A 20,987-nucleotide genomic window follows, 5' to 3' on the forward strand; every position below is an offset into this window, starting at 1 on the left:
TGATCGCAAAGCCGATTTTTGCATGGCAATAACACCTGGAGATTGAAATGAACAAAGACTTATCACGCGCCCTGGTCGTGCTCGGTGTTTTGCTGGCCCTGGGTATGTCGGCTGCTGCCTTTATTTTTGGCGCGCAGGCCAAACACATAGGGTCGGGCAAGCAGAGTATCTCTGTCAAGGGCCTGGCAGAAAAACCACTGCAAGCTGATTATGCTGAATGGCGCATAGGCGTGGCCGTGGTAGCACCCAGTTTTGCCGAGGCACTGGCCAAGCTGCGCAAATCGCGCCCTGTGCTGGATGAATTTTTAAGCAAGCAAGGTTTTGAAAAAGCCGCTTTGAAAGAATCAGAAGAAGCAGTAGAACCCAATATGGTCACCGAAGAATTGCCAGAAGGCCGTAGCCGCCAGGTGCAACGTGGCTACAAGGCAGCGCAAAGCATACTGGTGACATCCAAGGACCTGGCCAAGGTCACCAATGTCAGCCGTGCAGCCCTGCAACTGGAAGCCGATGGCCAACCCGTCTTCTACAGCGCGCCACAGTTTCTGGTATCCAAACTGGAAGACATTAAAATGTCATTGATCGGCGCAGCCACCGAAAACGCCAACAAGCGCGCCGCTGAATTTGCCAAGTATGGCGCAGTCAAGGTAGGCAGCATGCGCTCTGCTTCGCAAGGGGCTTTCTACATCCTGCCAGTAGGCACAGAAACCAGCTCGGATGAATACGGCGGCACCTATGATAAATCAACGATAGACAAAGTGGCGCGGGTGGTGGTGACGATAGAGTATGGGATAGAGCGTTGATGAGGCATGATGAAGTCAAGACCAAAGCTCACCACAAAGACACCGAGTGGGCACGGAAATTCATGCTCAATGAGTAGGGTGCGCCACGCGCACCGTTTTTTGAATACATGGAATCATTAATGGTGCGTTGTAACGCACCCTACAAATAACTAAGCCCCGGGTATATCAAGGCATGATGCACATGGCGTACTCTACCAGTGCCGACCTATTATGGCCCATAGCGCTTCTCTTTATCAATGATCAAGGCTGGCATGCATAACGCAGCACCGCCAGACATCATTTGCGCTCCCCTACCGCACATAGTAAACTGTCAGGCTAACAAATTAACTGAGCGTGGACGCGGGCATGAAAAACTGGACAAGACTGGTGCTACTCCTATTAATTTTTGCATGCACAAGCACTGGCGCACATGAAATCAATGCCTATCTTGCTGCGAGCCAGGAATTTGAAAAAATTACTGCAGAAAAAACAGCCTTGGGCCACATGCCACGCCTGGAGGACAAGGGTGTCATGGAGCTGATCGCCATTCTTTCTGACAGCCAGCGTTTTTTGAATTCAACATCCTACCGCCTTGCTGATCTGGCTACCTTGCACAATATGTGCATGAAAACTAATGCAGTCACCATGTCGTATGCATTGTTCGATATGAAGTCCTATGTCAAAAAAGGGGATGATCAAGCATTGGTCGTTCAGCAAGTAGGAAAATTAATGTACAAAAATGTCGTATCCTTTCAAAATGAATTGGAGCCTCTGCAACCCTTCTTAGTGCGTTGCCTGGCAAAAGAAATACCTCTCCTGACAGAATTTATCGCTACTTTACAACCAGAAGAATTCACCGATATCCGGCGTGGCGGTTTGCAGCAAGCAAGAAATGGTGTGCTTTCTATCTACTATGGCAATCTGCAAATCCTCAGTAATCCGGACTTAAAAAAACCTTTTAAAGAAAAAATTGTTGAAGCCCTGGCCGACGCAGCTGCACCGCTCGCCAGTATCATCCAGCCTGCCGCACGCCAGCAAATTTGGGATCTCGCCACTACTATACAAAAAACAAGATCCGGTACAATGGACAGCAATTTGCGAAAAATCATAGAAGTGATGTCGGCGACTGAATGTGTGGGTTTATGCAAGTTGTGATCTGCGATAATCAAGCAGGTGCGTTGCAACGCACCCTACCTTCTTAATAAGCCGATTAAGGTGCATCAAAGATCACGGCTCAAATACGATGGATTCCTGCCTGCGCAGGAATGACGATAGTGAGGGCAGTTGCCTGGGCGTGCAGTATGGTTTGCTGGGCGCTAAGTCCCAGTTGGTAAGTAAGATCAAGACCAAAAAGCTCACCACCAGGCACGGTCAAACCGGCAGCACCTCCATGCAATCTATCCCCCAGGTTTGCATTTTACTCCCCTGTTTTTGCAACTCATCATTTTCCCTATGGCAGCTTTTTAAAGTTGGCAATACAGTAAGCCTGCACTTGTCACAGACAAGGAAAAAAGCGAGGCTGGTGCGGTGTTAAGCCAGCATCTATGTCCATGAAAACCAGGAGAATAGAATGAAAACTATAAAGAATTCAGGAACAAATCTGTCAAAAAAATGCGGCATGGCTGCACTTATGCTGACTTGCATGACGATCGCTGCCACACCCTTGCTGGCCCATGCCGATGCCACCGATGATTTTGTGCGCGCCGAGATGCAAAAGCGCCATATCCCCGGCATGTCGGTCGCTGTACTGCGCGATAACAAGATCATCAAGGAAAGTACCTATGGCCTGGCCAGCATAGAACACAATGTCGCTGTAAAGCCGGATACTGCTTATGTCCTGGCTTCGATGACCAAGACGTTTACTGCCAGCGCCATCATGCTGCTGGTGCAGGATGGCCGCATCAAACTTGATGACACCATCACTTCGATACTGCCGCAATTACCGGCTGCATGGGCAGGCATCACAATACGCCATTGCCTCTCCCATACTTCGGGCTTGCCAGATGCGCTCACTGATGATGTGAACGTCATCACCATCAATGGCGACCGCGAGTTACTCCTGGCAGAACTGGCCAAGATGCCCTTGCAGCCAGCAGGAGAAAAAGCCGTCTACAACCAGACTGGCTATATGTTGCTGGGCATGATCATAGAAAAAACCAGTGGCATGCCGTATGAGCAGTTTTTGCAAACCCGTTTATTCAAACCCATGGGGCTGACGGGTGCACGTTTTGGTGATGCCTGGTCCATCATCCCTGGCCGCAGCGATTTGTACACTTCGCTCAATATCAGCAAAGACCATAGCAAGCTCGATATCAAGGATGGCCGTCCTGTCGTCATGCAAGACAAGATTTATCACTATGGTGCCAAGTTCATGCCCGACTATCTGGCACCTGCCGGGCTCTTGAATGGCAATATCCATGATTTGATCAATTTTGAGCAAGCCCTGGCAGAAGGCAAGATCGTCAAACCCGCATTACTGAAAGAAATGACCACGCCCTATAAGCTGCGCAATGGCCAGGATGGTGACTATGGCCTGGGCTTTATCTTCATGCCCTTTGGCAAGCAAACGGCCATCTCTTATGGCGGTGGCGCTGCGACCTGGCGCGTGAGTTTGCCCGAGAAGCATCTGACGGTAGTGGTGCTGACCAATTTACAGGGTTCGCAACCCCATGTGCTGGCCAGTGGCATTGCTGCCCTCTATGATACAGAAGCAAAGTAAGACGACAGCCCTTGCTTGATGAAAGCAAGGGCTGCAGCACCTGGGCTGCGGTATTTGTTACTTGGCGTAAAATAGCTGGCCCGGCCGCAACAGTTCGTATATTTTTGCGGCTATTTGCATTTTGCCTGCCCATGTCATGAAACGATCCCGCTTAGGTTTGTTGTTTATCGCATTCGCCCTGTTGGCAATACTGTTTGCCTGGCTGTGGTGGCGGCAAACGATACCGCTGGCAAGTAAGCCAGCAGCAGATCAGGAAGTGGCCGCCAGTGCTGCCCGTGAGTCCAGCGCCAGCAATGTCAGCGTCGCCAGCGAGGTGGCAGTAGCCGGCAGCCTGCCTGAAGTTGCCAAATTGCCGGGGGTCAGCCAGGTGCCTGGCATCTTGCTGGCGCCAGAGGCAGAAAAATTCGACATGGCGATGCTGGAAGACCACGCCGCCCTCGCGCAATACCTGAGCGCGGCCCAGCACAAGCAGGCCCTGGCCTTGCTGAAGACGCAGTATTGCAAATCGCCCAGGCTGACGGTGTATTTTAAAAAGGATGTCGCTGAAAAATTGCTGCTCAGTGACTGCTATTATTCACTCTTCTCTGACAGCAAGGGCAATCCCGATAATTACGACGCAGAGTACGGCATCATGCTGGCCGTGGATAAAACTACTGTCCTTGAGTTGAAGGACATCATCCACTACAAGTTCATGTATGAAACCAGCAAACTCAGCGCCGTTACCAAGTCGGATAAAAGCGGCGGCCTGCAACTCTGGCTGGATGGATTGATTTGTGAAAACGACGGCTCTGACAATGATGAGGATGAGCCTGTCGGCGCACTACCCGGCAATGCTGTCAGTGCATCGGCCAGCATGGCACAAAAAAGCGCAGCTCACTGGAAGGCTGCTGGTCCACCACCATTGTGGAAATCATTCATGGTGAATTGCAAGCGCTAAAAAAATAGGTCTGCATTTTTGCTCCTAGTTGCCTGTCCCTGAGCATTTGTTACCTCGGGTAAAAAGCATAGCCACACTACTGTATTTCATCTATGTTGGCGGCTCTGGTCATTTGCCATCCATTTCAGCATGAATAAATCCCGTTCAGGTTTCATCCTCATTACCATCGCTCTTTTGGCAGTGCTGCTTGCCTGGCTGTTCTGGCAGCAGGCTACCCCCACACCTGCCAGCATGCCTGCTCATCAGGCTGCTAATCAAGCTGCGGCTGCGGCCCCCGGCGCAAGTAGCACTGCCGTCACCAGTGCCATCGATGATTTGGAGTTTGCACCAGGCAATGAAGACCACCCCGGCTTGCTGGCTGCGCCCCAGGCAGACAAATTTGATATGATGGTAGTAGAAGACCATGCCGCGCTCCTGCAATATTTGACACCAGCCCAGCACAAGCAAAGCCTGGCAGTGCTAAAAGACCAGCATTGCAATTCCCCCAAGATCACTGTGTACGCAAAAAAAGATCTGCTTGAAAAGCTGCTGGTCAGCGATTGCCATTATCTCTATCAGCCTGAAGATAAAACTATTGCGCCTTACTATGATACGGATTACAGCATCATGCTGGCCGTTAACATGGCGGGGGTATTTGAACTCAAGGGTATCAAGCGTTTCAAATACCTGTATGAAGTCAGCCATCTGGCGGCCGTCACCAGACTGCCAAAAAATGGCCACCTGCAACTCTGGCTGGATGCAGATACCTGCGAACCGTCAGCCCCTGAAGAAGAGACGAACGCCAGCCAGGCCAGCAGCGCGACTGCGGGCGGAAGCCCCGAGAGTTGCAAATCTACAGGCATAGTTGAAATCATCAATGACAAGATGCTACTGACCAAGCGATAATCAGGGCCAGCCTCATCCATTTCTGGCATGATGGCGCTTTTGCCTCAGCAACCTAGCTCCATGCCAGACACCCCCATCAACGCCCTCTTCGTCTGCAGCCGCAACCAGTGGCGCAGCCCCACAGCCGAGCAAGTCTGGCGCAAGCACCCCATGGTACGCGCCCGCTCTGGCGGCACCAGCCCGAACGCCCGCCACCCAGTCTCTGCCGCCGATATAGAATGGGCAGACCAGATCTTTGTCATGGAAGAAAAACACAAGTCACGCCTGATGGCCAGCTACCGTAACCTGATAGGCCACAAGCCTGTGCATGTGCTCGATATCCCTGACGAATACAAGTACATGGATGCTGAACTGGTAGAACAATTACAACAAGCTATAGGCGATATCCTGGGTTTGAACTGATTTCCCCCATTATTTTCAATTATTTTGAAAATACCTGAATCCTTTTCATTGGATGAACACTCTTGCTCAGTGTCATTCATTACAAAGAGGAGTTCACCATGTTTCATTTCAAACGTAATTTGCCCCATTGGGAACGCGCGCTGCGCATCATCAGCGGTGTGGCGCTGGCTTGGCTGGCTTATAGTGGTCAATTCCAGGGCGTGCTGAACTGGATTATCATCGCCAGTGCCGCTACCATGGTCATGACAGCCTTTGTAGGATTCTGCCCTGCCTGTGCCATGGTGGGGCGTAAATACCTGGATAACTGACATGAGCCTGCCCCGCACCCAATTACTGGAAGCCGCCCAGCAAGGTGATGGCAAAGCTATTGCCGAGTTGCTGGCGGTCTGCCAACCCGACCTTAAGCGCTTTGCCAGACGCACCTGCTCGAATGCCGAAGACGCTGAAGATGCGGTACAAATGGCACTTTGGTCCCTGTACCGCAAAGTGGGCGCACTGCGTTGCGTGGCCACCTTTGCCACCTGGATGTTTCGCATCGTCGAGCGCGAATGTTTTCGCTTGCTGCGCATCAAGAAGTACCATGATGTGCTGGATGAACTTGATGAAAGCGACATGCCCATGGCCAGCATGGTGCCTACCGACTTGCGTCTGGACCTGGTGCGGGCTTTGGAGCGCTTGTCAGCACCCTACCGCGAGGTGCTGATACTGCGCGACGTGCATGAACTGACCGCCCCCGAAGTTGCCGCGCAATTGGGCCTGAGCCTGGAAGCTGTCAAGAGCCGCCTGCACCGCGCCCGTGCACAGGTGCGCGAGCAATTGCTGAGCAGCGGTTACTGGATGAAGGATGGTGCGCCAGAAACACCGACAAATCATGGAGGTCATCATGTTTTGTAGTACATCTGTGACGGTGCATTTGCTGCGCGGTTTTGGAGCCTTGAGTTTGCTGCTAGTGGCTTTTCTGGTGCCTGGCCTGTCCTTCATATGGCAGGGGCTGGCACTCATAGCTGCATTCTTATTGATGCGCGGCTGCCCCATGTGCTGGACTATGGGTTTGATTGAGACGATTTATGAGAGGCGGAAGAAGAAAGCCGTCAATTGATCGCTCTGTAGGTCGGGCAATCCTTGTAGGTTGGGCTACGGGGTATCAGCCCAACACTGGGCCTTTAATATACGTATCCGTTATTTAAGCGCCGAGTGTTGGGCTGATGAAGCGTAGCCCAACCTACGCCCCCCTGCCTAGAGCCTCCCTTCCGACCCAAATCTGGCTCTTGTGATAACGCCCCGAATCATGGATACTTGACTCACCCTACCCCACAGTGAGGCTATCCATGACACCCGATCAGGCAAGCTCAGGCGCTAATGCACAGTTGAAACCTACGCTGGGCAGCTTGCAGTTGTGGGGGATAGCGGTGGGCCTGGTCATCTCGGGTGAATATTTTGGCTGGAGTTATGGCTGGGCGTCTGCGGGAACGCTGGGTTTCACGGTGACGGCGCTGTTCATCGCGGCGATGTACACCAGCTTTATTTTCAGCTTCACAGAATTGACCACGGCCATCCCGCATGCGGGCGGGCCGTTTGCCTATAGCAGGCGGGCATTTGGGCCGCTGGGCGGTTTCTTTGCCGGCGCGGCTACTCTCATAGAATTTGTGTTTGCCCCACCGGCCATTGCGCTGGCGATAGGTGCTTACCTGAATGTACAATTTCCTGAAATCAATCCCAAGACGGCGGCGGTGGGGGCGTACATTGTATTCATGGCTTTGAACATCATAGGCATACAAATCGCCGCCAATTTTGAGCTGGCCGTCACGCTGCTGGCGATCTTTGAATTGCTGGTCTTCATTGGCGTGGTATCGCCGGGTTTTAGTTTATCCAATTTCACCAGAGGCGGCTGGGCCGGGCAAGATCATTTCAGCGTAGCCTCGCTGCCTGGCATGTTTGCGGCTATCCCGTTTGCGATCTGGTTCTTTCTGGCGATAGAAGGTGTGGCGATGGCGGCAGAAGAATCGCGCAACCCGCAACGCTCGATACCTATTGCCTACATAGGCGGCATCATCACCCTGGTGGCATTGGCGATAGGCGTGATGGTGTTTGCCGGTGGCGTGGGCGACTGGACCAAGCTGGCGAATATCAATGACCCGCTGCCGCAAGCGATGAAGCTGGTGGTCGGCAATAACAGCAACTGGCTGCATATGCTGGTGTGGCTGGGCCTGTTTGGTTTGATTGCGTCTTTTCACGGCATCATACTTGGTTACTCGCGGCAGATTTTTGCATTGGCGCGTGAGAATTATCTGCCGCATTTCTTTGCAAAAATCCATCCGCGCTTCAAGACCCCGCACCGTGCAATCATCGCAGGTGGCCTTATTGGCATCGCTGCGATTTATAGCGATGAACTCATCAAGATAGGTGGCCAGAGTTTGACGGCGAATATACTGACCATGAGTGTGTTTGGTGCGCTGCTGATGTATATCGTCAGCATGCTCGCCCTGTTCAAGCTGCGCCGCACAGAACCGCATATTGCGCGACCATTCCGCGCGCCGTTTTATCCTTATTCACCCGCCTTCGCCCTGCTGGCAGCCTGCATCTGCATGGCCACCATGGTTTATTATAATCTGTTGATATTCGGCGTTTTTTGCCTGTTCCTTGGGCTGGCTTATGTTTACCATATCATGACCGTGGGCAAGCGTAGCGGCATAACCCAGGATGAAGAAGCGGACAATGCCATGACCACAGAAACCGCTGCAAGATGAGCATGAAGCCAGCACAATTTAGCCACATCATCGGCACGCGCACTTACCAGTTCCGCGACCTCAAGGACTTGCTGGCCAGGGCCACGCCGCTGCGTTCTGGCGACTTGCTGGCTGGCGTAGCCGCAAGCACCGCAGAAGAGCGCGTGGTTGCGCAAATGTGCCTGGCAGAGCTGCCGCTGAAAACCTTTCTCAATGAAGCCCTGGTGCCTTATGAGAGCGATGAAGTGACACGTCTCATCATTGATGAACATGATGCTGCTGCCTTCGCCACAATCAGCCATCTGAGCGTAGGGGATTTTCGTAACTGGCTATTGTCGGATGCGGCAGATACTGCAACGCTAAATGCAATGGCACCCGGCATCACGCCAGAAATGGCAGCCGCCGTCAGCAAACTCATGCGCGTGCAGGATTTGATTCTGGTGGCGAAAAAATGTCGCGTGGTCACGGCCTTCCGCAATACCCTGGGACTGGGAAATCGCATCGCTACCCGCCTGCAACCCAATCACCCAACTGACGACAGCACCGGCATCGCCGCCAGCATACTCGATGGTTTATTGTATGGCAGTGGTGACGCCGTGATAGGCATCAACCCTGCCAGCGACAATGTGCCGCAAGTCATCAAGCTATTGCACATGCTCGATGCCATCATAGAGCAATATGCGATCCCCACCCAGTCTTGCGTGCTCACGCATGTGACCAATACCATGGCAGCAATCGAGCGTGGTGCGCCGGTGGACCTGGTGTTCCAGTCCATCGCTGGCACCGAAGCGGCCAACAGTAGCTTTGGCATCAACCTGGCCTTGCTGACAGAAGCACGCAGCGCCGCCCTGTCGCTGGGGCGCGGCACGGTGGGCCAGAATGTCATGTATTTTGAAACCGGCCAGGGCAGCGCGCTATCAGCCAATGCCCATCATGGCATGGACCAGCAAACCTGCGAAGCACGTGCCTATGCCGTGGCGCGCAAATTCCAGCCGCTGCTGGTGAACTCTGTGGTCGGCTTCATCGGGCCTGAATATCTTTACGATGGCAAGCAAATCATACGCGCAGGTCTCGAAGACCATTTCTGCGCCAAGCTGCTGGGCTTGCCCATGGGTTGCGATGTCTGCTACACCAACCATGCCGAGGCTGACCAGGATGACATGGATATTCTGCTGACTTCGCTCGCTACCGCAGGCTGCAATTTCATCATGGGCGTGCCAGGCTCGGACGATATCATGCTCAATTACCAGAGCACCTCTTTCCACGACGCACTGTATCTGCGACGTGTGCTGGGCTTGCGGGCCGCACCAGAATTTGAAGCCTGGCTCAAGCAGATGGAGATATACAAGCACGATGAGCAATTGCATTTGCACGATGCCTTGCCATCTGGTTTTGAAACAGCTTTACGGCGCTTGACATGAACGCACCCAAACCACCCGTCCACACCAATCCCTGGCAAGCTCTGCGTCAGTTTACCCAGGCCCGCATAGCCCTGGGCCGCGCTGGTGTCAGCGTGCCGACTGGTGCGCAACTGGCTTTCCAGCTGGCCCATGCGCGTGCCCGGGATGCCGTGCATCAGGCGCTGGATGTCGCTGCACTGGCACAGGCCTTGCAGCAAGCCGGGTACGAGAGCCTGCACGTCAACAGCGCCGCGCATGATCGCAACAGCTATCTGCAAAGGCCGGACCTGGGCCGCAGATTGAATGAGGCCTCACGCCAGCATCTGCAGCAATTATCATCGCCGCCAGCCGACCTTGCGATCGTCATTGCCGATGGTTTATCCGCCCCCGCAGTTGCACAAAATGCCCTGCCCTTGCTGGCAGGTTTGCAGGCAATGCTCACGCCTGACAATTGGAGCCTGACACCCATCGTCATCGCCACCCAGGCCAGAGTCGCCATCGGTGACGAGACAGGCGCGCTGCTGAATGCCCGCGCCGTGCTGGTACTGATAGGCGAAAGACCGGGCCTGAGCTCACCCGACAGCATGGGTGCCTACCTGAGCTGGGCACCCCAGCCTGGCCTGACCGACGCTGCACGTAATTGCATCTCCAACATACGCCCGGATGGCCTGAGCTATGAGCAGGCGGCCTACAAACTGCATTACCTGCTGACTGAAGCCCGCAAGCGTGGCCTGACGGGTGTGAGCCTCAAGGATGAGACAGAAGCACCAGTGCAACTGGGCAGCCAAACCACATCCAATTTTTTGCTGGAAGTGTAGGGTGCGTTATAACGCACCATGCCAGCCTCAAATATTCCCTGCACATTGCGTGATTTACCGACGGTGCGTTATAACGCACCCTACAATCCGCAGCATGAGTCTACTTACTCACTCTGTGCCTCTGTAGTGAATTTTTTGGTCTTGATTTTCAATATTAGACCGTCTGGTAGGGTGCGCCAGGCGCACCATGTCCAAGGATGTGAGGTACTTGATTTTGTGAAGAGAGACTGTGCGCTATAACGCGCCACAGCCAGTCACGCCCCATGAGGCGAAAGAAAACAGCTAGCTCATCACTTAAGACCCCACAAAAAATCCCCAGTCCGTTTCTGGCGAGACAGCTCGCCCGCCAAAACCAATACTGCTGACTCTTTTCAACCAGAAGCAAAGAGGACACAGCATGACTATCTTGAACAATAAAATCGCCATCATCACCGGTGCCAGCTCTGGCATAGGCCGCGCAGCGGCGCTGCTGTTTGCAGGCGCGGGGGCTACAGTTATCGCAGCTGCGCGGCGCCAGCCTGAACTCGATAGCTTGGTGGCGCAAATTAAGCAAGCAGGTGGCCGCGCTGTTGGCATCGCGGGCGATGTGCGTCACGAATCCTATGCACAAACCCTGGTGGATTTTGCCGTGCAAGAATTTGGTGGTCTGGACATTGCCTTCAACAATGCAGGCACCATGGGTGAACTGGGGGCGACGCCGCAAGTCAGCGCAGCGGGGTGGCAAGATACGCTGGATACCAATTTGAACAGTGCGTTTTTTGGTGCCAAGTATCAGATTCCAGCCATGCTGAAACGCGGCGGTGGCAGCCTGGTTTTTACGTCGACCTTTGTCGGCCACACGGTCGGCTTCCCGGGTGCTGCGGCTTATGCCGCCAGCAAGGCTGGACTGACTGGCCTGACGCAGGCACTGGCGACAGAATTTGGTGCACAAGCCATACGCGTCAATGCCCTGCTACCGGGTGGCACCGAGACACCCATGGCGCATCAAATGAACCACACACCAGAAGCAATAGCCCAGGTTGCCAGCCTGCACGCCTTGAAGCGCCTGGCCCAGCCAGAAGAAATCGCCAGGGCAGCCTTATTCCTGGCATCGGATGCTTCGTCTTTCATGACGGGTACATCCATGCTGGTGGATGGCGGGGTGTCGGTGAACCGGACTTGAAGTGAGCTGGTGCAAGTGGAATATGGGCTATTCCAATGCAAAGGCATGTCGCTGGCAAGGCACTATCCAGCGACATGAGTATGCAGAGGCTTTACTTTTTTATCAAAAGGCCTTGATTTGTTTTCATTGGCATTTGCATTACTCTTGCCTTAGAAAGCGTAGATGCGGTGCGTTGCAACGCACCCTACAGGACACGGTCATATGTAATGTGCGCCGTGCGAACCGACTTTTATTTTCACGCCCAGCTTACATGATTTAATAAGCTCACTTGACGCCCCACTCCACTACTGGCACACTATGCTTTCCATCAACCACCACAGGAGACAACATCATGAGAACCACGGATATTGCCCTCTTGTCGGCTGCCTGATCTGCCTGCATCGTCTTCTGGCGTTTTTAAAACAATCCCGCTAGTGTGCTAGTGCATTGATGCGCTTCTGATCACGCGCCGACTTCCATTTTCTTTTTCGTTCCTGCACGTCCTGGTTTTTTACCAGGTCTGCGGGATGGCTTAGTGCATCCTCAAACGATGCATACCCATGAATATGGATAGACACACTTATCATGATCAATTTTGATTTCGCCTCACTGCGCCTGATCGGCCTGACACCTGTTATCGCCAACCAGCTACACGCATTGGCAGCAGCATATACCGAGGACACCACGCTGCAAATGGTGCGCATTACTGAAGTACACCGCGACAGCCTGGTTGTCCACAATGGCATCAATACTATGCAGGCGCGTGCCCTGCCGCGCCTTTTGCATGAACTGGCAGACGATGAACAAAGCCTGGCCGTGGGCGACTGGGGCTTGCTCAGTGGTACAGCAGAGAGCAGCTACCACGTCATCGCCCGCATGCCGCCCTTGACGCATCTGGCACGCCGCAATAATGAAGGCCGCCTGCAAGCCCTGGCCAGCAATATCGATACCGCCTTGCTGGTCATGGGTCTGGATAATGATTTTAATTTACGCAGGCTGGAACGTTACCTGGCCCTGGTGCATGCCGCTGGTGTCGCCCCTGTCGTGCTCTTGACCAAGGCCGATATGCATGAGCATGCCACTGCCCGGCTGGCAGAAGTGGAACAGCGCCTGTCTGCCAGCGTGCCAGTGTTTGCCATCAATGGGCTCAGCAACGCCACCGCAGCATTGCTGGCACCCTGGATGGCAGCCGGACAAAGCCTGATCTTGCTGGGTTCATCCGGTGCTGGCAAATCCACCCTGACCAATACCCTGGCCAGCAGTGCGCAAGAAACCGGCGGCGTGCGCGCTGGCGACAACCGCGGCCACCACACCACCACGGCACGCTCGCTGCATCTCTGCCCTGGCGGTGCCTGCATTATCGACACCCCTGGCCTGCGCAGCCTGCAACTCAATCTCGACGAAGAGGCACTCAGCGCCAGCTTCGCCGACATCGATGCGCTGGCCGCCACCTGCCAGTTCCGTGACTGCAGCCATCAGAGCGAACCCGGCTGTGCCGTGCGCGCTGCAGTGGATGAAGACAGACTCAGGAATTACCAAAAACTGCTGCGCGAAAGCCAGCGCAACCAGCAAACCCCGCTGGATAAAATTGCCGCAAGGTCGAAGTGGAAAGTCTTGATGCGCTCGGTCAAGGAAAGGGACCGGCTGAAGCGGGGATAGACTCGCGCAGGAGTGGCTTTAGCCGCGAATTTCTGATTGCATTGACTGGACGACGTAAATAGTTGTTGCAATAGTTTTTCGCGGCTGAAGCCGCTCCTGCGAGAGTATTGCCTATTGCATGGCAAGCTAAGACTACATCATTTACGAAAAATATTTCGCAATCCCCTTCAATTTTTGGTAAATCGTCACAGGCATCGTAGGGGCCTGTGCAACTACTTACAGCTTGGTTTTTTTCTCTCAGATAAAAACAGAAATGAGCAAACTTGAAGTGCTCATTATCACTATGAAGCATGTTAAATAAATATAATTTACTTGGCGATTTCAAAAAATCTCTTCACATTGCCAGTGCACCATTAGCAAGTACTTTCAGTATCAAACCTCTTACACGCCCATGACCATCATACCCGGTGTAACGCTGGATCTGAGCGGGAATACCCTCTTGCTGGCAGGTGATTTGCAGTTGGCGGGAAATGAAACACAGATGGCAAGACTCTGTAATTCCACGATTTCGGCAGATAGCACACAAGGCAAGATCACTGGTGCCAATGCCTATTTTTCCCATGTTGTTGTGGATGATTTTTTCAGCCAGGGTTCAATCCAGTTATCGAAATCGATTATAGAAGCTTCTGCTATCAGTCCGCTGATGAGTAGCAAATTTAGCTCGGATCTGTTCATCAATTCGACTATCCATGCATCCGGAACTAAAAATGCAGATATCAGCAACAGTACTTTCGTCAACTCACCAATAACAGTCACTGCGTGGACAGGTTTTTTTGGTGGATCGCTGAATATCAGCAGCTCTAATTTTATCAATGCTGGCGAGATTATTAAACTGGACCTTTTTTTCAATGGCCCTGGATTTTCTCATAACATACAGATTTCCAACAGCTACATCGCAGGCATCACGCCAGCGCAGATAGATAGCAAAGTGTTTGATGCTGATGACAATATTCGCGTCAGCACTGACATCACCCCTGGCCGGAGTCCTGGCAAGTTTTTGCGAGAGTACAGAAAACCAGGCACAAGTGATAGGCTCGATTCAAAACGGCATTGAGTATACGCAATAGTTGGGCTGATCGTATCAAAGCCAGTAGCCTCTGCAAAGAGCAGCTTTCTTCTGTCGCATCACCATGCAGAATGGTCGATACCGGCTGAAGATGTGGATGCATTGAATGAAAACATTGTGAGCGCGATTGAAGTCATTCACAGCTACACAGCATGAGGAAATAATAGCAATTAGCCATGTGCCACCCACAACATGCTATAGTCGCAAGGCTATAGCATGTAAAGCTGCCGATAGCGTTCATGTACACCTTAGCACTACGGACGGTATCTTGACCTACACCAAGCACAGTACACGCATTCCAACTCCTGCGCATAGCAAGCGGCCTGCCAGAAATTTTTACCAGCTGATTCTCACACTATTTGCCTTCCTCTTCGCCAGCCCGGCCTTTGCCTACAGCCAGCATTCAGAACTGGAAGAATTAATCCTGGGTGTAGTCGGCAGCACGCTGGTGAGTATCGTCGTAGTGATCGTGGTGTTTATCAGGTTGAAGCGCACTTTTTTGCCGCGGCTATTGCTGTCACTGGCGACGAGCTTGCTGGTATTTCCGCTGTGCCTGGCAGGCAGCATGGCAACCAGCTATGTCGCGCAACAAGTCTATAAGAAGCAAAGCGAAGAAACTGCACAACAACTTGAGGCTGAGCGCCAGCAGGAATGGCAAAACAATGCCCTGCGTCTCGCCACCTGTGATGGCAATGACCAGCAAGGAGTCGAGGCGGCGCTGGCAACGGGCACACATAGTGCAGAAACCCGCCAGCGGCTGCTGCTGGAATGCATCATCCCCAAGACGAACCAGGCTGCTTTACGCAGTTTTTTGCAGACGACATTGAAGCAGGAAGAAGATAAGTCAGCCTATTGCAATTACCTCAATCCGGTGTTGATGAGCATGAATACCAGTCTGCTAGATGTATTTGTCGAGCAGAAGCTGTCGCTGGTGTGTCCTTCCAACACCTATTACGGCAATGGGCCGGACAAACCAGCGCCATCATGGTGGGAATTATTATCTGAAAAAAAGGACGATACCGGGCCTTTGCTCAAGACCCTGGACTATTTGAAGGCGCATGATGTGAACATGAAGTTCACTACCAGCAAGTTGTCCATGCTGTCACTCGCCATGGATAAGGCCAATGCCGATGTCATCATATTTGCCCTCGACGCTGGTCTCGACCCTTATGCAGTATTTGGTGACGAGCAGGCACGGACACCGGCAGAGACCTGGGTACTGCAGCGCCACTCTTTTTCTGACCTGGGAAGCTATAGCACACCAGATTTACAGCGTCTTCAAGCTCGGCTGCGCGAGTTAAGCGCAGCCGAAGCAAATGCACTGGCACGAAAACAGCTTTACGCCAGCAATCTGCAAGCTGTAGAAGATGGGGGTGCAAGTTTGCTAAAATATCTATTACAGCGCGGCGCCAGTATCAAGCAACTGAATCAGGGTGGCACGGGCTTCATACAGGGCGGTACTATCCTGACGAAGGAATTACAAGCAGAGATCGATCAACTGAATGACCAGCAATTGCAGGATTTTATTTGCCCGGAAACTCGCAAGGGTGGCACTGCCTATTCCTTGTATCTCGATGCAAGAGAATCACAAAACCAGGCGTTTGTGTCATACCTAAAGCAAAGACATATGCCTGAGACTTGTCCTTGAAGTGGCGAAATAAAATAGTTAGGACTTACGCAAAATTGTCCCAGAAAGGCTATCGCCAAGGAAACCTCCCTGGTTCATGTCTCATGCATCACTTGATATCCAGAACGATGGCGCAGACCTGCTGACTTTATCTGGCACAACACGGTGTCAATCTCAGGATCTTGAATAAAGATGGCATTGCCTTCCTGCGAGCGGATACGGTTTTTTCACCGGCCATTGAAAATGGCCTTGAATAAATTAAATGACCAGCAATTACTGGACTTCATTTGCCCCGAAACGAGTCAGGATGCTCCTGCTTATTCCATGTAGCAATTTGCGACAAAAACAAAAAATGAAGAACTGCTCGCGCTCTTGCAGCAAAGGCATATGCCAGAAACTTGTCCCGAGCCCGCTCATGTGAGACACTAGCCCCACCCGCAACCATGAACTACAAAACAGATCTTGAGAACATCTTTTCAAGGCGGGCCAGCCGCCGCCAAACCCACTGCCAGGTCAGTGACCACACGCCTCTGTTTGTATCTTTTTCGCTTGCCACCAACACTATTTTTTGCCACTTATTCCTGCCAGGTTCTTGCGGCTACAGTCAATTCAAATATTGAGGAAATGATCTGGGCTATATTTGGTAGCGCCTTGCTCAGCATCATCACCATGGTGATTGTATTCATCAAGGTAAAAAGACCCATCTGGCAACGGGCCTTGCTCGCATTGGCCATGCCGCTACTGGTTTTCCCGGCCAGCGTGGCTTGCAGCATGCTATCAAGCAAAGCCGTGAGCGATATCAGGCAATGGCAAAGCCAGCGCGAGAACGAACGCATAAAGGCCCAGAACGAGCGCGACTGGCTGAAAAATTTCTTGCGCAACGCCGCCTGCGAAGGCGAACATGCACGCTTTGAAAAAGAGCTGGCATCCCACAGGCACGAACAGATCAGCAAGCAACGCACGCTGGAAGAATGCATCATCCCCAAGGCCAGTGTTGCTGACCTGCGTCTCTTGCTGGCTGACTTGCAATCTAATAACCAGGATGAAGCTGCCTATTGCGCTTATCTGAACCCGGTACTCATCAGTCTTGATACCAGCCTGATGGAAGTCTTTGTCGAACAGCATTTATCGCTGACCTGCAAGTCGCAGGCATACCCCAGTGAACAATTTGACTATACAGCAGAGCATCGGCCGCCATCCTGGTGGGATGTGTTTGCCCGCAAGCCCCACCCACCAGCAGGCCGTTTACTACCAGCACTACGCTATCTGCAAGCCCATGATGTGGATTTGAAACGCATTGTTGCCGGGCACTCCCTGCTGTTGCTGGCAGTGGAAGACAGCAATGCTGCAGCTATCCAATTTGCCCTCGATCTTGGTATGAACCCGAATGATCCGCTGTATCAATGGGATACGCTGTCACCAGCAGAGATCTGGGTATTACAAAGATTTTCCAGCCAATATGGTGCATCCTACAGCATTGCAGAGCGCAATAGCATACAAGCGCGCCTGGGGGACATGACGCCAGCTCAGGCAGAAGCCATGGCAGGCAAATTGCACAAGAAAGTCAATCTGGACATGCTGGCCAATGGCGGTGCAGACCTGCTGGCTTACCTGGTCAACAGCGGTGCCTCCATACGCAAACTCAACCGGGGTGGCAGCCTGATCTTTGGCAACACGCCCATGTCACCAGAGTTGCTGGCAGTGCTCAACAAACTCAGTGACACGCAACTGGCTGCCTTTATTTGCCCTGAAGTGGATGAGTATGAGCGTGACTATCCGCTGTATGCAAATGCCATCTCATCCGCCAACAAGCCTTTGATCGCCTTGCTGAAGAAGCGCAAAATGCCTGAGACTTGCCCGGCCAAGGAAAAATAAAAGTGGCACTGCATTGGTGAAAACAAGGCAAAAACAGTACGCACATAACAGTGCACACATGAAAGGCGCACTGTCTGGCAAGGCTACTCGGTGCCTATTTTTTCTTTTGTTCTGGCATCGGCACGTCCTTGCCGTCAACTTTCAAACTCAAAGCTGTGCCCTTGTGTACCAGTTCTATATTGAGTACGCCCTTTTTTTTATAGATGACCGCGCCGTTATAGCGCAACTCGCCATCCTTTAATTCCAGCACATTGCCATTTTCTGTGACTATGCCAGCCACGCCGGTGATGGTAGAAATGGCAGCATCACCTTCCTTTTTGATGCTCATACTGCTGCCGCCATTGGCATTCGCACCTGCGGGTGTAGCATAGACCACACTGGACGCAGAAAGCGAAAGCAGCATGCTGAACAAGATGGTAGTGCATTTCATATGAGTGACTTTCTATTTTAAGGAAAATGGAAAACAAATACATTATGTCAATGAAATAGATTTGTCAAATAGATAATTTTTCACGTCATCGTGTGAAGCCCGACATGAAGTTTTACCAATTGTAATTTCAAGTGCGATCTGCCAGCCTTTACGTATACTCCTGCTCGTCCAGGTACTATAGTGAAGCATGATGTCGAGTAACAAGCGTCTACCATTTTTATTGATCTTGAGCTGCATGTCTTGCCTCTCACTAGTGCAAGCCATGCCTGTGGAAGTGCATACCCGCATCGCTGCGCCTGCCATGGCAGACAAGAAAATCGCCTTGACGCTGGATGCCTGCTCCGGCAAGTTTGATGCAGACCTGCTCGACTTTTTGATACGCAAGCGCATCCCCGCCACCATCTTCGTCACCAAGAAATGGCTGGATAAAAACCCGCAAGGCGTCGCCATCATCAAGGCCCATCTGGATTTGTTTGATGTCGAAGACCACGGTGAAAAACATATTCCCGCCATCATCGGCCCCGGCAGGAAAGTGTATGGCCTGACAGGTGAACCCGACATCGCCGCGCTACAGCGTGAAGTCACCGAAGGTGCCAAAGCCATCACCAGCGCCATGGGCACCACTCCGCAATGGTATCGTGGTGCCAGCGCCAGATATGACCCGATTGCCATGTCAGAGATCAACCGACTCGGTTATAAAATCGCCGGTTTTTCCTTGAATGCAGACCAGGGCGCAACGCTGCGCAAGCAAGCCATCATCCAGCAATTCAAACGCCTGCAGGCAGGTGATGTCATCATCGCCCACATGAACAAACCTGCTTCTGATTCGGCCGAAGGCCTGGCCGTGGCACTGGCAGAAACACAAAAACAAGGTTTCGTCTTCGTGCGCCTGGATCAAGTGGAATTGCAGAGAGTGAACTTGCAGAAGACATCACCTGCCAAACAAAAACTGCTGGCCGCAAATTAGCTGGCCACATGGGGTGCTTGATAACGCACCCTGCTCATCCCGGAAAATTGGTGAGAGCAGATCAAAAATCACGATACAAATACCATGGATTCCTGCCTGCGCAGGAATGACGAGTGAGAGAATATCTCGCTATTTCAGCGTTAGGGTTGGCATCGTTTGGAAAAATCAGTCCGTAACCCGCAGGTGCGATTAGCGCGACGTAATCGTACGCTTGGTGAGTGTAAAACCATAGAAAAATTCTCTGGGCTCAGGCAGAAAAATTGACGATGAATCAGCTTGCAACTTCTGCAGGTATGCGCCATGCGCACCGCTTTTCTTGACCAACAGAAACCCTTCGCATCCCGGGACATGGTGCGCGCGATGCGCTCTACAGGGAAGGACGAGGATTAAAGTGTGTCATGGATGGGCCCTTGCACCAGGCATCAATAGCCCCTTAGAAATAATGTGCAAGGAGCGCGTAATTCTTGCTACACTGAGCCCAGGAAGTTTGATCCCTACCCCACACTGGCTCTGCTCATACGCATGTTCGATTTCATCCTTGAAATTTTCTTGCAAATCATCGCTTATGGCACGGGCAGATTAATCATCCCTGTGCTGTCGCTGGGCACCATGCGCGGCGAAGCGTTCAAGGGGGAATCAGCACCTGACAATAAATCTTCTTTTTGGCGTGACAGCAAGGGCATCGTCATCGGTGCCGACATGACGATCGTGATCGGTATCGTATTCTGGGTAATTGCCGCCATCGCCACGGCTATCTATGTCAATCGCTGATGTTATCCTGGTAGAGATTCTTTCCTGCTCTTAAGCAAGTACATCAGGGTTTCCACACACTCTCTATCATTGCATACCCCTGCTTGTCATATTGCTTGAGCTCAGCATTGTTATAGGGATAAAAATCATTTTCACCAAAATAGGCTTCGCTGAGTTCGGCGAAATATTCACGGTGGTTGCTGAGGGCGTAGGCTGTTTGTAGTGCGGGCTGGTGGTCGCGGGTGACCTGGCGGTAGAGACCGGCGGCCTTGGCAAGGTCGTAGGCGCGCAAGATAGCGGCGTCGAGTTCTGGGTGCATGAAATGATAGGCATGCGCCATCTCGTGCAACAGCCCATAGGCTTGGGTATTGACAAGAGTGGTGAATTCTTTCCAGTTGCAGATTTCTATATTGCCGGCAAATTCTACAGGGTAAGCATGTTCCCTGAGCCACTGCGCAGAAGGATGATGTTGCGCACCAAAGGAACGATAGGTACCGCTGGAGACATAGATATTGACGCTTTGCAAACCAGGCTGTGCATGGGCTGGCAACTTCCTGAGCTTGTTCAACTGATCTGCCAGCACAGACAGGAAGGCAGCCTTGGATTTTTCATCTGCCGCCTGCACGCCCTGATCCAGCAGCACGGTCCAGCCATCGAGTTGCCTCTTTTGGTAAGCATCACGGGCATGGGTCAGGGGGGTAGCCATTGGCATGCCCAGCATCAGCAAGCTTGCACTTGACAAAAATTGACGACGGCGGCGATTGGCAGATGAAAGCTGCATGGCGGCTAAGATGCTGGTTTTGACA

At 52.4% G+C, this 20,987-nt stretch carries 22 protein-coding genes; 19 read left to right on the forward strand and 3 right to left on the reverse strand.

Going from position 1 to position 20,987, the window contains the following annotated elements; translation table 11 throughout:
- The first annotated feature begins 47 nt into the window (after nt 1–47).
- Both ACO0LC_RS10895 and ACO0LC_RS10900 read left to right on the forward strand, forming a co-directional pair.
- Nucleotides 48–800, forward strand: a complete 753-nt coding sequence (locus ACO0LC_RS10895) for an SIMPL domain-containing protein (protein WP_423002850.1) — start codon at nt 48–50, stop codon at nt 798–800.
- Between the two features lie 510 nt (nt 801–1,310).
- Nucleotides 1,311–1,934 carry a hypothetical protein gene (locus tag ACO0LC_RS10900; protein WP_423002852.1) on the forward strand — a complete coding sequence of 208 codons (624 nt, stop codon included), beginning with the start codon at nt 1,311–1,313 and terminating at the stop codon, nt 1,932–1,934.
- A 79-nt stretch (nt 1,935–2,013) separates the two neighbouring features.
- Here ACO0LC_RS10900 and ACO0LC_RS10905 read toward each other — a convergent pair whose 3' ends face one another.
- Nucleotides 2,014–2,175, reverse strand: coding sequence for a hypothetical protein (locus tag ACO0LC_RS10905; protein ID WP_423002854.1), 162 nt, complete (start codon nt 2,173–2,175; stop codon nt 2,014–2,016).
- A gap of 174 nt (nt 2,176–2,349) precedes the next feature.
- Between ACO0LC_RS10905 and ACO0LC_RS10910 the strand changes: the two genes are divergently transcribed.
- The 15 genes from ACO0LC_RS10910 to ACO0LC_RS10980 all read left to right on the forward strand — a co-directional run bounded on the left by ACO0LC_RS10910 (nt 2,350) and on the right by ACO0LC_RS10980 (nt 18,034).
- Complete coding sequence (locus ACO0LC_RS10910) at nt 2,350–3,498, forward strand: serine hydrolase domain-containing protein (protein WP_423002856.1); 1,149 nt, start codon at nt 2,350–2,352, stop codon at nt 3,496–3,498.
- 136 nt (nt 3,499–3,634) lie between these two features.
- The gene (locus ACO0LC_RS10915) at nt 3,635–4,435 is read left to right on the forward strand and encodes a hypothetical protein (protein ID WP_423002858.1); all 801 of its coding nucleotides are present in this window, start codon (nt 3,635–3,637) and stop codon (nt 4,433–4,435) included.
- 129 nt (nt 4,436–4,564) lie between these two features.
- Nucleotides 4,565–5,320 (forward strand): hypothetical protein, encoded by a 756-nt coding sequence (locus tag ACO0LC_RS10920; protein ID WP_423002860.1) that lies wholly within the window; start codon nt 4,565–4,567, stop codon nt 5,318–5,320.
- A gap of 60 nt (nt 5,321–5,380) precedes the next feature.
- Nucleotides 5,381–5,722: a low molecular weight protein tyrosine phosphatase family protein gene (locus ACO0LC_RS10925; protein WP_423002862.1), complete on the forward strand. Its 342-nt coding sequence runs from the start codon at nt 5,381–5,383 to the stop codon at nt 5,720–5,722.
- Between the two features lie 98 nt (nt 5,723–5,820).
- Entirely contained in the window at nt 5,821–6,030 is a 210-nt protein-coding gene (locus ACO0LC_RS10930) for a YgaP family membrane protein (protein ID WP_423002864.1), read from the forward strand.
- 1 nt (nt 6,031) lies between these two features.
- Nucleotides 6,032–6,616 carry an RNA polymerase sigma factor gene (locus tag ACO0LC_RS10935; RefSeq protein WP_423002865.1) on the forward strand — a complete coding sequence of 195 codons (585 nt, stop codon included), beginning with the start codon at nt 6,032–6,034 and terminating at the stop codon, nt 6,614–6,616.
- Nucleotides 6,606–6,821, forward strand: coding sequence for a hypothetical protein (locus ACO0LC_RS10940; protein WP_423002867.1), 216 nt, complete (start codon nt 6,606–6,608; stop codon nt 6,819–6,821). The genes ACO0LC_RS10935 and ACO0LC_RS10940 overlap by 11 nt, the downstream gene beginning before the upstream one ends.
- Before the next feature lie 229 nt (nt 6,822–7,050).
- A complete protein-coding gene (eat, locus tag ACO0LC_RS10945) occupies nt 7,051–8,469 on the forward strand; it encodes an ethanolamine permease (RefSeq protein WP_423002869.1) in 1,419 nt (472 codons plus the stop codon).
- 2 nt (nt 8,470–8,471) lie between these two features.
- Complete coding sequence (locus ACO0LC_RS10950; RefSeq protein WP_423002871.1) at nt 8,472–9,869, forward strand: ethanolamine ammonia-lyase subunit EutB; 1,398 nt, start codon at nt 8,472–8,474, stop codon at nt 9,867–9,869.
- Nucleotides 9,866–10,666, forward strand: a complete 801-nt coding sequence (gene eutC / locus ACO0LC_RS10955; protein ID WP_423002873.1) for an ethanolamine ammonia-lyase subunit EutC — start codon at nt 9,866–9,868, stop codon at nt 10,664–10,666. The genes ACO0LC_RS10950 and eutC overlap by 4 nt, the downstream gene beginning before the upstream one ends.
- A 397-nt stretch (nt 10,667–11,063) precedes the next feature.
- A complete protein-coding gene (locus ACO0LC_RS10960) occupies nt 11,064–11,828 on the forward strand; it encodes an SDR family oxidoreductase (protein WP_423002875.1) in 765 nt (254 codons plus the stop codon).
- Between the two features lie 564 nt (nt 11,829–12,392).
- On the forward strand, nt 12,393–13,466 hold the full coding sequence (gene rsgA / locus ACO0LC_RS10965; RefSeq protein WP_423002877.1) for a ribosome small subunit-dependent GTPase A: 1,074 nt from the start codon (nt 12,393–12,395) through the stop codon (nt 13,464–13,466).
- A 391-nt stretch (nt 13,467–13,857) separates the two neighbouring features.
- A complete protein-coding gene (locus ACO0LC_RS10970; protein ID WP_423002879.1) occupies nt 13,858–14,520 on the forward strand; it encodes a hypothetical protein in 663 nt (220 codons plus the stop codon).
- A gap of 280 nt (nt 14,521–14,800) precedes the next feature.
- Entirely contained in the window at nt 14,801–16,180 is a 1,380-nt protein-coding gene (locus ACO0LC_RS10975; protein WP_423002880.1) for a hypothetical protein, read from the forward strand.
- A 441-nt stretch (nt 16,181–16,621) separates the two neighbouring features.
- Nucleotides 16,622–18,034 carry a hypothetical protein gene (locus ACO0LC_RS10980; RefSeq protein ID WP_423002882.1) on the forward strand — a complete coding sequence of 471 codons (1,413 nt, stop codon included), beginning with the start codon at nt 16,622–16,624 and terminating at the stop codon, nt 18,032–18,034.
- A 94-nt stretch (nt 18,035–18,128) separates the two neighbouring features.
- On the opposite strand, the gene ACO0LC_RS10985 is transcribed toward ACO0LC_RS10980, so the two are convergent.
- The gene (locus ACO0LC_RS10985) at nt 18,129–18,464 is read right to left on the reverse strand and encodes a hypothetical protein (protein WP_423002884.1); all 336 of its coding nucleotides are present in this window, start codon (nt 18,462–18,464) and stop codon (nt 18,129–18,131) included.
- A gap of 235 nt (nt 18,465–18,699) precedes the next feature.
- Between ACO0LC_RS10985 and ACO0LC_RS10990 the strand changes: the two genes are divergently transcribed.
- Nucleotides 18,700–19,431: a polysaccharide deacetylase family protein gene (locus ACO0LC_RS10990; RefSeq protein ID WP_423002886.1), complete on the forward strand. Its 732-nt coding sequence runs from the start codon at nt 18,700–18,702 to the stop codon at nt 19,429–19,431.
- Between the two features lie 444 nt (nt 19,432–19,875).
- Entirely contained in the window at nt 19,876–20,202 is a 327-nt protein-coding gene (locus ACO0LC_RS10995) for a hypothetical protein (protein ID WP_423002888.1), read from the forward strand.
- 43 nt (nt 20,203–20,245) lie between these two features.
- On the opposite strand, the gene ACO0LC_RS11000 is transcribed toward ACO0LC_RS10995, so the two are convergent.
- On the reverse strand, nt 20,246–20,962 hold the full coding sequence (locus ACO0LC_RS11000; protein WP_423002890.1) for a hypothetical protein: 717 nt from the start codon (nt 20,960–20,962) through the stop codon (nt 20,246–20,248).
- Nucleotides 20,963–20,987 lie beyond the last annotated feature (25 nt).

The organism is Undibacterium sp. JH2W (assembly GCF_049340425.1).
Lineage (GTDB): Bacteria > Pseudomonadota > Gammaproteobacteria > Burkholderiales > Burkholderiaceae_D > Undibacterium.

Bases quoted from the DNA above. Each gene is read 5' to 3' on its own strand.
- ACO0LC_RS10935 (WP_423002865.1), top strand. From the start codon at position 6,032: ATGAGCCTGCCCCGCACCCAATTACTGGAAGCCGCCCAGCAAGGTGAT.
- ACO0LC_RS10950 (WP_423002871.1), top strand. From the start codon at position 8,472: ATGAAGCCAGCACAATTTAGCCACATCATCGGCACGCGCACTTACCAG.
- ACO0LC_RS11000 (WP_423002890.1), bottom strand. From the start codon at position 20,962: ATGCAGCTTTCATCTGCCAATCGCCGCCGTCGTCAATTTTTGTCAAGT.
- ACO0LC_RS10895 (WP_423002850.1), top strand. From the start codon at position 48: ATGAACAAAGACTTATCACGCGCCCTGGTCGTGCTCGGTGTTTTGCTG.
- ACO0LC_RS10970 (WP_423002879.1), top strand. From the start codon at position 13,858: ATGACCATCATACCCGGTGTAACGCTGGATCTGAGCGGGAATACCCTC.
- ACO0LC_RS10920 (WP_423002860.1), top strand. From the start codon at position 4,565: ATGAATAAATCCCGTTCAGGTTTCATCCTCATTACCATCGCTCTTTTG.
- ACO0LC_RS10925 (WP_423002862.1), top strand. From the start codon at position 5,381: ATGCCAGACACCCCCATCAACGCCCTCTTCGTCTGCAGCCGCAACCAG.
- ACO0LC_RS10910 (WP_423002856.1), top strand. From the start codon at position 2,350: ATGAAAACTATAAAGAATTCAGGAACAAATCTGTCAAAAAAATGCGGC.
- eutC (WP_423002873.1), top strand. From the start codon at position 9,866: ATGAACGCACCCAAACCACCCGTCCACACCAATCCCTGGCAAGCTCTG.
- rsgA (WP_423002877.1), top strand. From the start codon at position 12,393: ATGATCAATTTTGATTTCGCCTCACTGCGCCTGATCGGCCTGACACCT.
- ACO0LC_RS10900 (WP_423002852.1), top strand. From the start codon at position 1,311: ATGGAGCTGATCGCCATTCTTTCTGACAGCCAGCGTTTTTTGAATTCA.
- ACO0LC_RS10940 (WP_423002867.1), top strand. From the start codon at position 6,606: ATGTTTTGTAGTACATCTGTGACGGTGCATTTGCTGCGCGGTTTTGGA.
- ACO0LC_RS10985 (WP_423002884.1), bottom strand. From the start codon at position 18,464: ATGAAATGCACTACCATCTTGTTCAGCATGCTGCTTTCGCTTTCTGCG.
- eat (WP_423002869.1), top strand. From the start codon at position 7,051: ATGACACCCGATCAGGCAAGCTCAGGCGCTAATGCACAGTTGAAACCT.
- ACO0LC_RS10930 (WP_423002864.1), top strand. From the start codon at position 5,821: ATGTTTCATTTCAAACGTAATTTGCCCCATTGGGAACGCGCGCTGCGC.
- ACO0LC_RS10960 (WP_423002875.1), top strand. From the start codon at position 11,064: ATGACTATCTTGAACAATAAAATCGCCATCATCACCGGTGCCAGCTCT.
- ACO0LC_RS10915 (WP_423002858.1), top strand. From the start codon at position 3,635: ATGAAACGATCCCGCTTAGGTTTGTTGTTTATCGCATTCGCCCTGTTG.
- ACO0LC_RS10990 (WP_423002886.1), top strand. From the start codon at position 18,700: ATGTCTTGCCTCTCACTAGTGCAAGCCATGCCTGTGGAAGTGCATACC.